This window comes from Cupriavidus sp. 01L415, from assembly GCF_056400065.1.
The window spans coordinates 186,218-199,513 of the sequence record NZ_JBFTSP010000003.1 but is presented as its reverse complement, the minus strand read 5'-3'; the positions used below and the strand labels follow the sequence as shown (position 1 = coordinate 199,513).

Below are 13,296 nucleotides of genomic sequence, written 5' to 3'. Positions count from 1 at the left end.
TTGCGTGCTATTCGATATGCGCACCCGTCTGCTTGACGAGCTGCGCGAATTTCTGGATCTCGGCGCGGACGAACGCATCGAAGCGAGCCGGCGACAGCGGCTCCACGGCGCTGCCGTCCGCCTCGAAACGCGCGCGGACCTGTGGCTCGGCGATGATCTTGTTGATCTCCGTATTGAGCCGGGTCACCACGGCGTCCGGTGTTCCATGCGGCGCGAAGTAGCCGCCCCACAGGCTGAATGCAAAGCCGGGCATGACCGTCTCCGCCACCGTGGGCACCTGCGGCAGCGCGGCCATGCGCCGTGGCGTGGCCACGGCCAGCGGCTTGATCTTGCCGCCCTTGAGGTGGGGCATGATCGCGGAGGCGCTGGAGAAGAAAAATTGCACCTGGCCGCCCATCAGGTCGGTGATCGCCTGGCCCGCGCCCTTGTACGGCACGTGGATCATCTCGGTCTTCGTGCCGATGGCCAGCGCGGCCGCCGCCAGGTGGCCCGGCGTCGCGGTGCCCGAGGACGCGTAGGAGATACTGCCCGGTTTGGCGCGCGCGGCCTGCAGCAGCTCGCCAATGCTGTTGAACGGTGCGCTCGCGGGCGCCACCATGATCAGTGGCGCGTTGCCGGCCAGCGCGACGGGGCGGAAGTCCTTCAGCGTGTCGTAGCCGGGCGTCTTCATCGCGGAGCCATTGACAGCGATCTCGCCGGTCTGGCCGAGCAGCAGGGTGTAGCCGTCGGCGCTGGCGCGCGCCACCATGCGTGTGCCCAGCGCGCCGCTCGCGCCCGGGCGGTTGTCCACGATCACCGGCTGCCCGAGCACGCGGGACAGGCACTCGCCGATCAGGCGCGCAAACACGTCGCCCTGCCCACCGGGCGCATAAGGGACGACCACGGTAATGGGCTTGGCTGGGTAGTCGGCGGCCCACGCATTGCCGAGCACGCCAGAGGCCAGCGCGGCCGTGCCGGCGCGCAGGAACCCGCGACGGTCAATGGCGCCGGCGGACCCGGAAAGCAGTCCGGCAAGGGATCCCGTAGCGTGGGGGGTAGTGTCGTTCAATCGATGTCTCCTCAATTGCTGTAAATCCGTAGATCCTGAAACCACGCCGGGCCAGCCTTCACTTCAGCTGCATGCCAGGGTTGCTGGCCACGCCACGCCAGAGCGCGAGCTCCTTGTTCAGTTCCTGGCCGAAGGCGGCCGGCGTCAACCGCACCGCGTCGGCGCCTTCCTGCACCAGTCGCGCCTTGACCGGCTCCGCGGCGGCGGCGTCATTGACCGCGCGGTTCAGCGCGTCGACGATCTGCGCGGGGGTATTGGCGGGCGCCAGCACGCCCCACCACGTCGTGATGTCCAGGCCGGGCACGCCAGCTTCCGCCATCGTCGGCACATTGGGGAACAGCGCGGAGCGCCGGGCGCTCGTCACCGCCAGCACCGGCACCTTGCCGGCGTGCACATAGGACAGGATGGTCGGCACGGTGGCGAAGAACACATCGATGCGGCCGGCCAGCAGTTCCACCGTGGCCGGGCCGCTGCCCTTGAACGGCACGTGCGTCATGTTCAGGCCCACCTTCTGGCGGAACATCTCGCCCGCCAGGTGGTTGATGCTGCCATTGCCCGCCGAGCAAAAGTTCAGGCCCTCGGGCCGTGCCTTGGCCGCGGCGATCAACTGGCTCACATTTTTTACGCCGAGTTCTTTCGACGTCACCACGAGCAGCGGACCGCGACCGATCATCGCCACGGGACTGAAGTCCTTGACCGGGTCATAAGGCAGCCTGGCCTCGATCGCCGCGTTGGTCGCAAAGGTGGAGGTGGCGAACAGCAGCGTGTAGCCGTCCGGCTTCGCCTTCGCCACCATGTCCGCGCCCAGCGCGCCACCGGCGCCGCCACGGTTGTCGATGACCACCGGCTGGTGCAGGCGGTCCGCCATGTTCTTGGCGATGTCCCGCGCGATGCTGTCGGTGCCGCCACCCGCGGCAAACGGCACGATCAGCGTGATCGGGCGGGCAGGGTAGTTGGGTTGCGCCGTGGCCAGCAGCGGCAATGCGGCCAACGCGGCCAGCGTGCCGCGAAGCAGGGTGAGCATGGATGTCTCCGATTTCTTGTTGTCCTGCCGACAAGGCATTGATGCGTTGACGCCTCGCTGGCTTCCGGCTTGCGCAATGATCCGCCAGGACCAATTTGCTGTAAATTGCAAATATCCTATTAATTGATGCCGAAAGTGAATGAATTTCGATCTCGCTGACCTCCGCGCATTTGTCGCGGTTGCGGACCTGGGGAGCTTCCGGGCGGCCTCGGTGGCGCTCCATATCTCCCAGCCCGCGCTGTCCCGCCGCGTGGACAAGCTGGAGCAGGCGCTGGGCTTCCGCCTGTTCGAGCGCACCACGCGCAAGGTGGAGCTGAATGCCATGGGGCGCAGCTTCATCCCCAAGGCACGCCACGTGATGAACGAACTGGAGAGCGCGCTACTCGGGATGATGGACTTGTCGGACCGGCTGTACGGGCAGGTGTCGGTAGCCTGCATCCCGTCCGCTGTGGGTAATTTCCTGGCGGACGTGGTTCGGGAGTTCCATCGCCAGTACCCGCGTATCCACGTGCGCCTGATCGACGAGACCGCGGCCGAGATCCTGCTGGCGGTAGCGCGCTCGGAGGCGGACTTCGGTGTCAGCTACCTCGGCACCCACGAACCGGACCTGGAGTTCGAGCCGCTGATCGAGGAGACATTCGTGCTGGCCTGCCGTCCGGACCATCCGCTGGCGCGGCGGCGCAAAGTCACGTGGACGGAGTTGGCGGAGCATGAGTGCGTGACGCTGGCGCCGGGCAGCGGCAACCGCATGCTGATCGACCAGGCGTTGTCGACCGTGACGGCCCGGCCCAGCTGGACGTGCGAGGTACGGCACGTGCCCGCGCTGGTCAGCCTGATCGAAAAAGGCATCGGCGTGGGCGCCGTGCCGCGCTTCGCGGTGCCGGAGCACGCGCAGGCAAGCCTGGTCAGCATTCCGCTGGTCGAACCCGAGATTGCGCGGACCATCGGCGTGACCCGCCGCCGCGGCCGGCCACTGACCCCTGCGGCGCAAGCGTTTCATGACCTGCTGGTGGCGTCCTATGCCGGCGATGCGCGGCGGAAAGGCCGTGGCAGGTTGAACGGTCGATGAGGCAATGATCCGCATAGATCCGCAATCCGCGTCATGCGGCCGCACTCGATGACCCAATGATCGTTACGCGGCCTTGCGGCTGGCCGTCGTGGTCTTTGCTGCCCTGACGGCTGGCTTGGCAGCGCGGGTTGTCCTGGCAGGGGCGTGCGCGGCCGTGGTCTTGCTTGCACGCTTGCGCGCCGGGGGTGCCTTGGCGGCAGACTTGGCCGACGATGTGGTTGATGCCTTGGCCGACGACTTCGCCGACGATTTGGTCGTCGATTTGTTCGCCGACTTGCCTGACGCTTTCGTTGACGGCCTGGCCGACGCCTTGCCTGATGACTTCGCGGTGCCTTCGCTCTGATCGCCGTCGGCGTCCGCCTGCGCAGCGCGTTTGCCGCGCTTGCCGATGCTCTGCTTGAGCAGCGCCATCATGTCGATGACCTTGGCGCCCTTGCGCGGGGCTTCCGCCTCGTCGGAAGCCGGTGTCAGCAGATGGGTCTTGCCGGCCTTGATCTTGGCGTGGATCCGCGCCATCAGGTCGTCGCGATAGGTATCGCGATACTGCTCCGGCGCCCACTTCTCGCTCATGTCCTCGACGAGCTTCGTCGCCATCTGTACCTCGCGCGGCGTGGCGCCGCCGCGCTTGCCGCCTTTCGGCAGGCTGAGGTCGCCGATCGGCAACACCTCGTCGTCAAAGCGCATCGTATTGAGCACGAGCGCATGGCCGACCACCAGCAGGGCGGCCAGGTGCTGCCGTTGGCGCAGCACCACCATGGCCAGCGCCGCGCGCCCGGTGCGGTGCATCGTTTCGTGCAGCAGCGCATAGCCGCGTTCGCCGCGCTTGTCCGGCTCCAGGTAGTACGGCGTATCGAAGTAGTAGGGCGGAATCGCGTCGGCTTCCACAAAGCTGACGATATTCACGGTCTGGGTCGCCTCGACGTTGGCCTGCCGGAAGTCCTCGTCGCTCAGCACCACATACTCATCCTTCTCGTACTGATAGCCCTTGACGATGTTGTCGCGCTCAATCGGCTTGCCGGTGTGCTTGTTGATGCGCTGATAGCCCACCGGCGCCATGTCTCGCTTGTCCAGCAGGTCCAGGTCGAGTGCGTTGGCGCGCGTCGCGGGCTTGAGCACCACGGGGATGTTGACCAGGCCGAAGCTGATGGCGCCTTTCCAGATAACGCGCGGCATTGGGTTTACCTTACGCCCGTTGCGGTGGGGGCGGGGGCATGTCGCCCGGAGGGGGATCGCTGATCGGTTCCGGCGGACCCGGCGGCGGCTCGGGCGGCGGGGACTCCGGCTTTGGCGGGATGATGTCGGGTTCGGGTGTGATGTGCATGGTCAGGCGGTCCGGAAATGGGTACTCCGTGTCGGGTTCAGATGCCGGGTTCAGGCGTCGAGTTCGTCCAGCAGGCGCGTCAGCGCGTCCAGGTCGGCCGGCTTGACCAGATGCAGGTCGAAGCCGGCCGCCTGGGTGCGCCGCCGGTCGTCGGGCTGGCCGAATCCGGTCAAGGCCACCAGCCGCGCGTGACGCAGCTCGGGAATTTCACGCAGCCGGCGCGCGGTTTCAAAGCCGTCCATGGCGGGCATGCCCAGATCCAGCAGGACCACATCCGGCCGAACGCTCGCCGCGCGCGCCACGGCACTCTGTCCGTCCGGCGCGGTGACGACCTTGTGGCCCAGCGTCTCCAGCGTCATGGTCATGGCTTCCAGCGCATCGACGTTATCGTCGACCAGCATGATCGTGTGAGGCGTGCCGGCCTGCGGCCGCGCCTTGCTGGTGGGCGGATGCCAGTTCTGCCAGGGTTCCACCGGCAGCTCCACGATGAAGGTGCTGCCCAGGTTGCGGCCCGGGCTCTCGGCGCTGACGCGGCCGCCATGCAGCCCGACCAGTTTCTGGACGAGGGTCAGGCCAATGCCTGCGCCTTCGCGCGCGGAGGCGTTGTCGGGGTCCGTGACCGCATCGGCTGGAGGGGCCGGAGCGGCATCGCGGTCGTCATGTTCCGCCCCGGCATACTGACTGGCGCCCGGCTGCGTGGCCGGATCGCTGCCAATGTCTGGCGGCGCCAGCGGATCGAAAAGCTGCCGGCGCAATGCCGGTGACAAGCCCGTGCCGTTGTCGCTGACCCGGACGATGACCTTGCCGTCGTTGGCCGTGGCCTCGACCGCCAGCGTTCCCCCTTCGGGTGTGTACTTGGCCGCGTTGTGCAGCAGGTTCGCAAAAATCTGGGTCAGCCGGATCATGTCGCCGCGAATCGGCAACGGTTGTTCGGGCAGCGACAGCCGCAGCGTGTGATGGCGTGCTTCCAGCAATGGCCGCACGGTATCCACGGCCGTGTTAAGCGCGCTGCGCAATTCCACGAGGTCCCGTCGCAGCGTGATCTTTCCCTGGTTGAAGCGCGATACGTCCAGCAAATCATCCATCAGGCGCGTCATGTGATGAAGCTGCCGGCTGATGATGTCGCGCGCACGGAACATCTCCTCGCGCGTGGGGGAACACTGCTGGAGCAGGTCCACGGCGCTGCGCATCGGCGCCAGCGGGTTGCGCAGCTCGTGAGCGAGCATCGCCAGGAACTCGTCCTTGCGCTGCCCCTCGTTTTGCAGCGTGCGCTCCGCGCGGTTGTGGCGCGTCACGTCCTGGCAGATGCCGGCTACGCGCAGGCATCGCCCGTCCGCGCCACGCACGGGGAAGGCGCGCATGTGGACTTCGCGGATCTCGCCGTTGGGCCGCTCGATCTGGAATGCCGTATCGAGCTTGCCGTCGCGCAGCATGCTCTGCCATCCGGCGCTCATGCGCGCGCGCTCTTCCGGCAGCACCCAGTCCAGCCAGCGCTGCGGGTCTTGCAGTACCCCTTCCACGGCCCGGCCCCAGAGTGACGCGAACGACGGGCTGACGAACAGGAAGCGATGGGTGACCGGGTCCAGGATCCAGACGACGTCGGCCAGCGCCTCCGCCAGCTGGCGGAACAGGTCTTCATTCTCGTGCAAGGCCTGCGAGGTCCGGCGATTGGCGTCCTCCGCACCGCGCATGCGCAACAGCGCGTTGATGCTCGACACCAGTTCCTCGGGCTCCGCCGGTTCCATCATGAAGGCGTCGGCGCCGCCGTTGAGCGCCTGCACGCGGCGGTGTGAATCCGCAACCCCCGGGGAGGTCAGCAAGACCAATGTGCCGGCGGTCTGTGGGTCCGCCTTGATCAGGCGGCAGACTTCCAGCCCGTCGATGTCCGGCAGCTGCATGCCCAGCAGCACCAGATCCGGTGCATGCTGCCGGATCAGCGACAACGCGGTCTGGCCGTTCGACGCCTCCAGGACCGAGAAACTGGCGCGCTGCAGGATCCGGCCCTTGACGTAGCGCGGACCCTCGCGATCCTCCACATTGAGGATGAGCGGGCGCCGGGATGAAGGATTGGCGGACGAGGCGTTCATGGCTGGCAGGCGGCATCGGCGGCCGCGATAGTGATGGCGTAGGACACGCAGGACAAGGCCGGAGCAGTGGGGCGAGCGTCGCGATGCGTCACCTGGCCCATCGACAGGCACCGGGCGCATGGCGAAATCGCCGCGTGGCGAGCCCTTTCGACGCGTTGCGTTGTAGAAATTACCTGCATACCGCCGGTCTCCTGTGTAGTTATGACACGGAAAACCCCGCTCGACGTGGGCGGGTCAGCGCCTCGGCCTGCCGCCTGGCTTCCGCGGCTTTTCGTGACCAGAGCAGTGGCAAGAAGCGTGCCGCACGCGGCAGTGGCGCTGACAGACGGACGCCGACATCGCGCCGGCCCGTCGGCGGCGTGCGGTCCCTACGCCTCCGATAGCAGTTTTTTCGCACGTGTCAGCGTCTGGAGGACCGAATCGTGACCGGCCCACGGATCGTGCCGCGCCACTTCCGCGAGCCGTGCGTCCACATTGGCGATGGTCCAGTGCGCGGTCGATGTCAGGTCGGCCAGTTCGTCCCACGCACCGGCATGGACACGCCCAGCCCGGGGCGGGCGCGTGCGGAGAACGCCCCCGTCGTGGTAGCGCCGACACCATTGCGCAGGTAATCGATGAAAATCTTGCCAGCCCCGTTGCGCGGGTCGCTCCGGGCCCTTCGCGTTACCCTTTACCTCGACCTACTCATGAGAAAGCTGAAGCACGTTGGCACCGATCAACGGATCGATCGCGCGCTCAAGGTGCTGCCCGTGCACGGCGATGGTCACTTCGAGCGATCCGGTGCCCACTTCCATCGCCAGGATATGCCCACCGTAGGTGTCGAACTTGCCATCGCCCGCCACGCCATGAATATGCACCGATGGCTTGCCTTCCTTCCACGCCAGGCTGCCGACCACGCTGGCCATTTCGACATCCCGATAGGTCTTGGGATTGAACTGCTGCTTCCCGGCATCCCAGAAGCCGAACGTCACGTTGGCGAAGCCGATGGCGGACAGGCTCGCGCTCGGTATCTTCTCGCACTCGGCGAAGGCGGCGAGCCGGTCCAGGACGTTGTCTCCCATGCGTAGCACCAGCAGGTAGCCTGTGGGCGTCTTGATATAGCGTCTGACGTCCGGATAGTTCTTGTTTTCGGGCTGGACGCGCAGCATGCCGTTGCAACTGCCCGGCGTCGATGACTGCGCCTGTGCTGGCTGAACAGTGGCCATGGCTGCGGCGGCGAGCGTGGCTGCCGCCAGCAGTTGCGCCAGTCGGGTCGTTTTCCGTGAAAGGGCAGGGGTGGTGGTCATGTCGATCTCCTCGTTCCGGTGGTTTTTGAGAGTGATGGGGACTTCAATGCAGCCATGCGGCTGGTACCAGGATCAACTGCGGAAACAGCACGAACAGGAACATCAGCGCGGTCAGGCTCAACAGGAATGGCCATACGCCGCCGATCACACTGTCGAGACTGCAGTGCGAGGTGCCAGCCACGACGTTGAGCACGGTGCCGACCGGTGGTGTCAGTAGTCCGATGGCGTTGTTGAGAACGAACATCACGCCGAAATAGACGGGATCGATGCCCGCCTTGGTGATCACGGGCATCAGGATCGGCGTCATGATGAGCACCGTCGGCATCAGGTCCAGCGCCGTGCCGACCACGATCACCAGCACCATGATGATGAACATCAGCAGGATCTTGTTGCCGATGAACGGTTCCAGCAGCGCGGTCACCTGGGCGGGGATATCGGCGATCGTGATAAGCCACGCGGAAACCAGCGCGCACGCCACCAGGAACAGCACCGTGCTCGATGTCTTGGCGGCCGTGACAATCAGTTCCGGCACCTTGCGGAACTGGAGTTCGCCGTAGACCAGGCGCCCCACTGCCATCGCATACACCACTGCCACCACGGCGGCCTCGGTGGGCGTGAAGGCACCGATCTTCATGCCGCCGATGATGACAACCGGCAGGACCAGCGCCCAGATGCCTTCGCGCAGCGCGCGCAGCAGGCGTCCGGCCGAGAACGGTTGCACGGGGGCCAGGTCTTCCTTCCGGGCGCAGAAGTACCACGTGGCGGCCAGCGTCAGGGCCATCATTGCCCCGGGAGCGATGCCCGCCAGGAACAGCTTGGTGATGGAAATCTGCGCCACCACGCCAAACACCACGATGGCGATCGACGGCGGAATCACGGGCGCGATGATGCCGCCTGCAGCGATCAGGCCGGCCGCGCGCGGCACGTTGTACCCGGCATTGCGCATCATCGGAATCAGCAGGGCGGCGACGGCGGCCGTATCGGCTACCGCCGACCCGGAGATGCTCGCCACCACGGTAGCCGCGATGATCGCGACGTAGCCAAGGCCGCCGCGCACATGGCCCACCGCGGCATCGGCCACGCGAACGATGCGGCGGGACAGGCCGCCGGCATTCATCAGCTCTCCCGCCAGCATGAAGAACGGCACGGCCATCAGCGGATAGTTGTTGACGCCCTCGAGCATCGTCTGGGCCAGGATCTGCGTGTCGAAGTTGCCCAGGTGCAGCATCAAGGCGACGCCAGAGGCCAGCAATGCAAAAGCGATCGGCATCCCCAGCGCCATGGCGCCCAGCAGCGAGCCGACAAAGACAAAGATGGTCATGATGCGTACTCCGTCCCGTTATTCACCGCTCGCGCCCGACTGCGGCACAAGCTCTCCCAGTGCCATGCGGCCGCTGACGAGCCGCCAGAGCGACCACGCCAGCATCGCCGCCATGCCCCCGCTGCAGACCAGCAGGCATGCATAGACGAGGCCGAGCGGGACGCCGGTGACAGGTGCGCGGTCGTCCATGCCGATCTCAACGATCTGCCAGGCGCCATGGGTCAGCAGCACGCAGCAAGCCAGTGCCCCGGTGTCGGCCATCAGGCGGCACAGTCGCTGGCCGCCGGCGCCAAGGCGCGCCACGACGGTACTCATCCCGAGGTGCGCGCGGTCGGCCATGACCAGCAGCGCGCCAACGAGCGTGAGCCACATGAACAGGAAGCGCGAGGCTTCCTCCGAGAAGGCAATGCCGGTGTTGAACACATAGCGCAGCACCACGTTGCCAAAGACGAGCCCGATCATGGCGACCATCATGACGACCATGGCGCCATGAGCAATACGAAGCGTGAAACGATTCATGACGCGTGGGCTCCTGTCGAGGCGGTCGAAGCGTGGCCATCGCGTCCGAGATGCGCCGGCGCGTCGCCGAGCGCGATGCGATAGAACATCAGGGCGTTGTCGCGCCAGATGGCGCGCGCCTGCCCGGCGTCGAGGCCTTCCATGGCCTGCGCCATGGTGTCGACGAGCTCGCCGACGTTGGTGCGCAGTCCCGATACGGGCAGGTTGCTGGCGAACATGCAGCGTTCCGCCCCGAAGGTATCGATGGCAAGGCGGATTACCCGTACGTTGTCGGCGCGGTTCCATGCCGCGCGAGGCAGTCCGAATTCGGACAGCTTCACGTGAACACCGGGCAGGCTGGCTAATGCACGCATGCCCTGCTGCCATTTGGACAGGCCGGCCTCGGAGCGGTCCCATGGCAGTCCGGCATGCTCGACTGCCACCCGGAGGCCTGGCACGGTGGCGATGAGATCGGCGGCTTCTTCGAGGTGCCAGTAGGGCACGCGCAGATCCCACGACAGTCCGTTCGCGGCCAGTGCGTGAAGCCCGGCCCGCCAGCGTGGATCCTGCAGCGTGCCGGGTTCGCGCCGCACGTCCTGTCGGGCATCGGCCGCGATGCGCGGCTTGCATCGCACGCCACGCACCAGCGGATAGCGCAACTGCGCGTGCAGATGGTCGGCTCGGTCATCGTGCAGCAGATCGACGTAGGCCACGACAGCGTTGGGGAACCCGAGACGCGCGTGTTGCTCGTGCAGCCAGGCCGTTTCGGCCAGCGATTCCGCGCGATCGCGCTCGGCTTCCACGTGGACGGTGCCGTCCACGCGAATCCCTTGCCAGCGCGCCAGGTAATCGTCCGCGGCGAAATCGCGGCGCAGCGTCGCGTAGTCGCCGAGGAAGAACGCGCGCGGGTCATAGCGATCCTGCAGCCACGGGTAGTGGCCGGCGTCGAGCCGCCAGATGTGATGATGGGCATCGACGATGGCGTCGGGAAGATGGGTCATGGTGCCAGTCCTTTCTTCTGTGCCGCGCATCAGCGCTGGGTCTCGATCGCGCGGAGGATGGCGCCGCCGGCGTCGCCGTTCTTCTGGACAAAGAGCTGGCGCGTTTCCTCGCGCACCACCTTGCGGATACTGTCGTTGTCGGGATGCTCGTTGACCTGCACCCCCTTCGCGCGCAACTGGGCAATCGCCGCGCGTTCGTTGTCAGCGTTGAGCTTGCGCTGGTAGGTGGCTGCGGCGGCGGCCTCCTCGAGCAGGATCTTCTGGTACTCGGGCTTGAGCGAATCAAACTTCGCCTTGTTCATCAACACCACCAGCGCCGTATAGGCGTGGCGCGTCAGCGACACGTACTTTTGCACCTCGTAGAGCTTTGCCGACACCATCAACGTCGGCGGATTCTCCTGGCCATCGACGGCACCCGATTCGAGCGCGCCGAACACCTCGGCGAATGGCATCGGCTGGGGGCTGGCCCCCAGCAGCTGGAATGCCTTGATATGGGAGGGGTTTGGCGTGGTGCGGATCTTCAGGCCGCGAACGTCCTCTGCGCGCTGGATCGGGCGCTTGTTATTGCCCAGGCTGCGGAAGCCGATTTCCCAGAAGGCGAGGCCCTTGATGCGATGCGCGCCAAGCTCGTCGAGCAAGGAACGGCCGACGGCACCGTCCAGCACGCGATAGGCGCCCGGTCCGTCCTCGAACTGATAGGGCAGGTCCAGCACATTGAGCCGGGGCGCGAGCCCGGTGACAAAGGGATTGCCGGTGGCGCCGATATCGATGGTGCCGCTGCGCACGCCGGTCACGAGCGAAGTGTCGTTGCCGAGCTGGCTGTTCGCGAACACCTGGATCTCGACGGCGCCGCCGGTGCGTGCCTTGACCTTCTCGCTGAACGAGAGCGCGGCAAGGTGCTGGGAATCGGATTCGGGCACGGTATGCGCGAACCGCAGTTTGACGGTTTGAGCGCCGGCTGCGCTGGCGATCGACAAAAGCGCGGCCAGCACGATATGCGAGATAGCGTGTTTCATGGTGGTTGTCTCCTGGGGTGATGAATGGCGCCGCCACATCGGTTGGATGCCTGTGGTGGTGGCGGTCGCCGCGAGGGCCGTCGGGCCCCTGTGCAAAGCGCTGTCAGGGTGGGGGATGGAGCAGGCCGCGCGATGCTTCAACGGTGATGCGTCGGGACATGGTCAGACCTCATGACTTGATGTTGGCTTCCTTGACGCCGCGCTGCCGCCGCCGTCCTCGGCACCGAAGCGGTCAGAGCGATTCGTTCAGCATCGCCATGTAGTCGCTTTCGCTGGCGATCCGTGGGTTGGTCTTGTGGCAGTGATCGGCTAATGCATAGGCAATCACGCGCGGGAACAACGCGGGGTCGACGCCCATCTGCGCAAGGCCGGAAGGCAGGCCGAGCCGGCGGTTTTTCTCGACGATGGCGGCGTCGATCGCATCGGCACCGCCGATACCCATCGCCTGCGCCATTCGTGCGAGCCGGTCTTCCTCGCGCACCGATGGCGCCTGCGCGTTGAAGCGGATGACGGCGGGCAGCAGCACCGCGTTGAGCGTGCCATGGTGGAGGCTCGGCATCAGGCCACCCAGTGCGTGGCTGAGGCTGTGCACGCATCCGAGCCCTTTCTGGAAGGCCAGGGCGCCCTGCATGGATGCGCTCATCATCGCGAGCCGTGCGGCGCGGTTCTGCGGCTCGCGTTGGGCCAGTTCGATATGCTGCCAGCCGCGGCGCAGGCCATCGAGCGCGATGCCATCGGCTGGCGGGTTGAAGGCCGGCGCCATGAAGGTTTCCATGCAATGCGCGATGGCGTCCATGCCCGTCGCCGCCGTCAAGCCGGGTGGCAGGCCCAGTGTCAGCTCGGGATCGCAGATCGCCACGCGCGGCACGATATGCGGAGACAGCACGCCGACCTTGCGGCCATCATCGAGGATCAGCACAGCGCCGCGGCCCACTTCGCTGCCGGTGCCGGCCGTGGTGGGAATGGCGATGACGGGCGCCGTGGCGGCGGTAATGCGAGCCACGCCGCCTTCCACGGCCGCGAACTGTCGTAGCGGGCCCTCGTGCGTCGCGCAGATGGCCACGCCCTTGGCGAGGTCGATCGGCGAGCCGCCGCCGATGGCGATGATCCCGTCACAGCGGTAGTCGCGATACAGCACCACGGCCTCGCGCATGGCCCGTTCGGTCGGATTGGACGGCGTGCCGTCGTAGATCACTGCCTCCATGCCCGGCGGCAATTGCTCCAGCACACGTTGGGCGATGCCGGCTGCCTTGACGCCCGCATCGGTGACCACCAGCGGCCGCGTGATGCCGATGCGCTCGCACTCCTGCGGCAGCAGCTTGACGGCGCCGAAATCGATCTGGATCTGGGTGATGTACTGAATCAGCGGCATGGCGTCTCCTGATGGATGCGCGCCCCATGGTGCGGTGCGGCAATCCCTGTTTTCGAATTGGGGCTGGAATGGTGTCGAAGTCTAGGAACAAGGCTGCGGGGCGACAACGTGGATTTACTTGAAGCGCCTCCAAGAAAAACTCACAAGACGAACGGCCTAGATTTTCTTGAAAGCCGGTCGAGTTTTTCTCGTTTTGCCGCGCGCGGCGCCGCCTCTAGACTGCAAGCCAGCACGCCAGGCCATGGCTTGCCCG

The 13,296-nt window shown here is 66.3% G+C and carries 12 protein-coding genes; 1 reads left to right on the top strand and 11 read right to left on the bottom strand.

Features of this window, described 5'->3' with window-relative positions:
- Positions 1 to 7: 7 nt before the first annotated feature.
- Entirely contained in the window at positions 8 to 1,048 is a 1,041-nt protein-coding gene (locus AC1DOX_RS08580; protein ID WP_441616598.1) for a Bug family tripartite tricarboxylate transporter substrate binding protein, read from the bottom strand.
- Between the two features lie 58 nt (positions 1,049 to 1,106).
- Positions 1,107 to 2,072 (bottom strand): tripartite tricarboxylate transporter substrate binding protein, encoded by a 966-nt coding sequence (locus AC1DOX_RS08575; protein ID WP_441616600.1) that lies wholly within the window; start codon positions 2,070 to 2,072, stop codon positions 1,107 to 1,109.
- Positions 2,073 to 2,211: 139 nt separating this feature from the next.
- Between AC1DOX_RS08575 and AC1DOX_RS08570 the strand changes: the two genes are divergently transcribed.
- Complete coding sequence (locus AC1DOX_RS08570; RefSeq protein WP_441616602.1) at positions 2,212 to 3,141, top strand: LysR family transcriptional regulator; 930 nt, start codon at positions 2,212 to 2,214, stop codon at positions 3,139 to 3,141.
- Positions 3,142 to 3,204: 63 nt separating this feature from the next.
- Here the strand turns inward: AC1DOX_RS08570 and ku are convergent, their stop codons facing one another.
- The 9 genes from ku to AC1DOX_RS08525 all read right to left on the bottom strand — a co-directional run bounded on the left by ku (position 3,205) and on the right by AC1DOX_RS08525 (position 13,043).
- Positions 3,205 to 4,314 carry a non-homologous end joining protein Ku gene (gene ku, locus AC1DOX_RS08565; protein ID WP_441616604.1) on the bottom strand — a complete coding sequence of 370 codons (1,110 nt, stop codon included), beginning with the start codon at positions 4,312 to 4,314 and terminating at the stop codon, positions 3,205 to 3,207.
- A 198-nt stretch (positions 4,315 to 4,512) separates the two neighbouring features.
- A complete protein-coding gene (locus AC1DOX_RS08560) occupies positions 4,513 to 6,549 on the bottom strand; it encodes a hybrid sensor histidine kinase/response regulator (RefSeq protein ID WP_441616606.1) in 2,037 nt (678 codons plus the stop codon).
- A 502-nt stretch (positions 6,550 to 7,051) separates the two neighbouring features.
- Positions 7,052 to 7,156, bottom strand: coding sequence for a hypothetical protein (locus AC1DOX_RS08555; protein ID WP_477114004.1), 105 nt, complete (start codon positions 7,154 to 7,156; stop codon positions 7,052 to 7,054).
- Between the two features lie 73 nt (positions 7,157 to 7,229).
- Complete coding sequence (locus AC1DOX_RS08550; RefSeq protein ID WP_441616608.1) at positions 7,230 to 7,835, bottom strand: PPC domain-containing DNA-binding protein; 606 nt, start codon at positions 7,833 to 7,835, stop codon at positions 7,230 to 7,232.
- Between the two features lie 43 nt (positions 7,836 to 7,878).
- Positions 7,879 to 9,156: a TRAP transporter large permease gene (locus tag AC1DOX_RS08545; RefSeq protein WP_092137165.1), complete on the bottom strand. Its 1,278-nt coding sequence runs from the start codon at positions 9,154 to 9,156 to the stop codon at positions 7,879 to 7,881.
- Positions 9,157 to 9,174: 18 nt separating this feature from the next.
- Positions 9,175 to 9,675, bottom strand: a complete 501-nt coding sequence (locus AC1DOX_RS08540; protein WP_441616610.1) for a TRAP transporter small permease — start codon at positions 9,673 to 9,675, stop codon at positions 9,175 to 9,177.
- Positions 9,672 to 10,655 (bottom strand): amidohydrolase family protein, encoded by a 984-nt coding sequence (locus AC1DOX_RS08535; RefSeq protein ID WP_441616612.1) that lies wholly within the window; start codon positions 10,653 to 10,655, stop codon positions 9,672 to 9,674. The genes AC1DOX_RS08540 and AC1DOX_RS08535 overlap by 4 nt, the downstream gene beginning before the upstream one ends.
- A 29-nt stretch (positions 10,656 to 10,684) precedes the next feature.
- On the bottom strand, positions 10,685 to 11,671 hold the full coding sequence (locus AC1DOX_RS08530) for a DctP family TRAP transporter solute-binding subunit (protein WP_441616614.1): 987 nt from the start codon (positions 11,669 to 11,671) through the stop codon (positions 10,685 to 10,687).
- A 232-nt stretch (positions 11,672 to 11,903) separates the two neighbouring features.
- Positions 11,904 to 13,043, bottom strand: coding sequence for an iron-containing alcohol dehydrogenase (locus AC1DOX_RS08525; protein ID WP_441616616.1), 1,140 nt, complete (start codon positions 13,041 to 13,043; stop codon positions 11,904 to 11,906).
- Between the last annotated feature and the right edge of the window lie 253 nt (positions 13,044 to 13,296).

Bases quoted from the DNA above. Each gene is read 5' to 3' on its own strand.
- AC1DOX_RS08545 (WP_092137165.1), bottom strand. From the start codon at position 9,156: ATGACCATCTTTGTCTTTGTCGGCTCGCTGCTGGGCGCCATGGCGCTG.
- ku (WP_441616604.1), bottom strand. From the start codon at position 4,314: ATGCCGCGCGTTATCTGGAAAGGCGCCATCAGCTTCGGCCTGGTCAAC.
- AC1DOX_RS08525 (WP_441616616.1), bottom strand. From the start codon at position 13,043: ATGCCGCTGATTCAGTACATCACCCAGATCCAGATCGATTTCGGCGCC.
- AC1DOX_RS08540 (WP_441616610.1), bottom strand. From the start codon at position 9,675: ATGAATCGTTTCACGCTTCGTATTGCTCATGGCGCCATGGTCGTCATG.
- AC1DOX_RS08530 (WP_441616614.1), bottom strand. From the start codon at position 11,671: ATGAAACACGCTATCTCGCATATCGTGCTGGCCGCGCTTTTGTCGATC.
- AC1DOX_RS08575 (WP_441616600.1), bottom strand. From the start codon at position 2,072: ATGCTCACCCTGCTTCGCGGCACGCTGGCCGCGTTGGCCGCATTGCCG.
- AC1DOX_RS08550 (WP_441616608.1), bottom strand. From the start codon at position 7,835: ATGACCACCACCCCTGCCCTTTCACGGAAAACGACCCGACTGGCGCAA.
- AC1DOX_RS08560 (WP_441616606.1), bottom strand. From the start codon at position 6,549: ATGAACGCCTCGTCCGCCAATCCTTCATCCCGGCGCCCGCTCATCCTC.
- AC1DOX_RS08570 (WP_441616602.1), top strand. From the start codon at position 2,212: ATGAATTTCGATCTCGCTGACCTCCGCGCATTTGTCGCGGTTGCGGAC.
- AC1DOX_RS08535 (WP_441616612.1), bottom strand. From the start codon at position 10,655: ATGACCCATCTTCCCGACGCCATCGTCGATGCCCATCATCACATCTGG.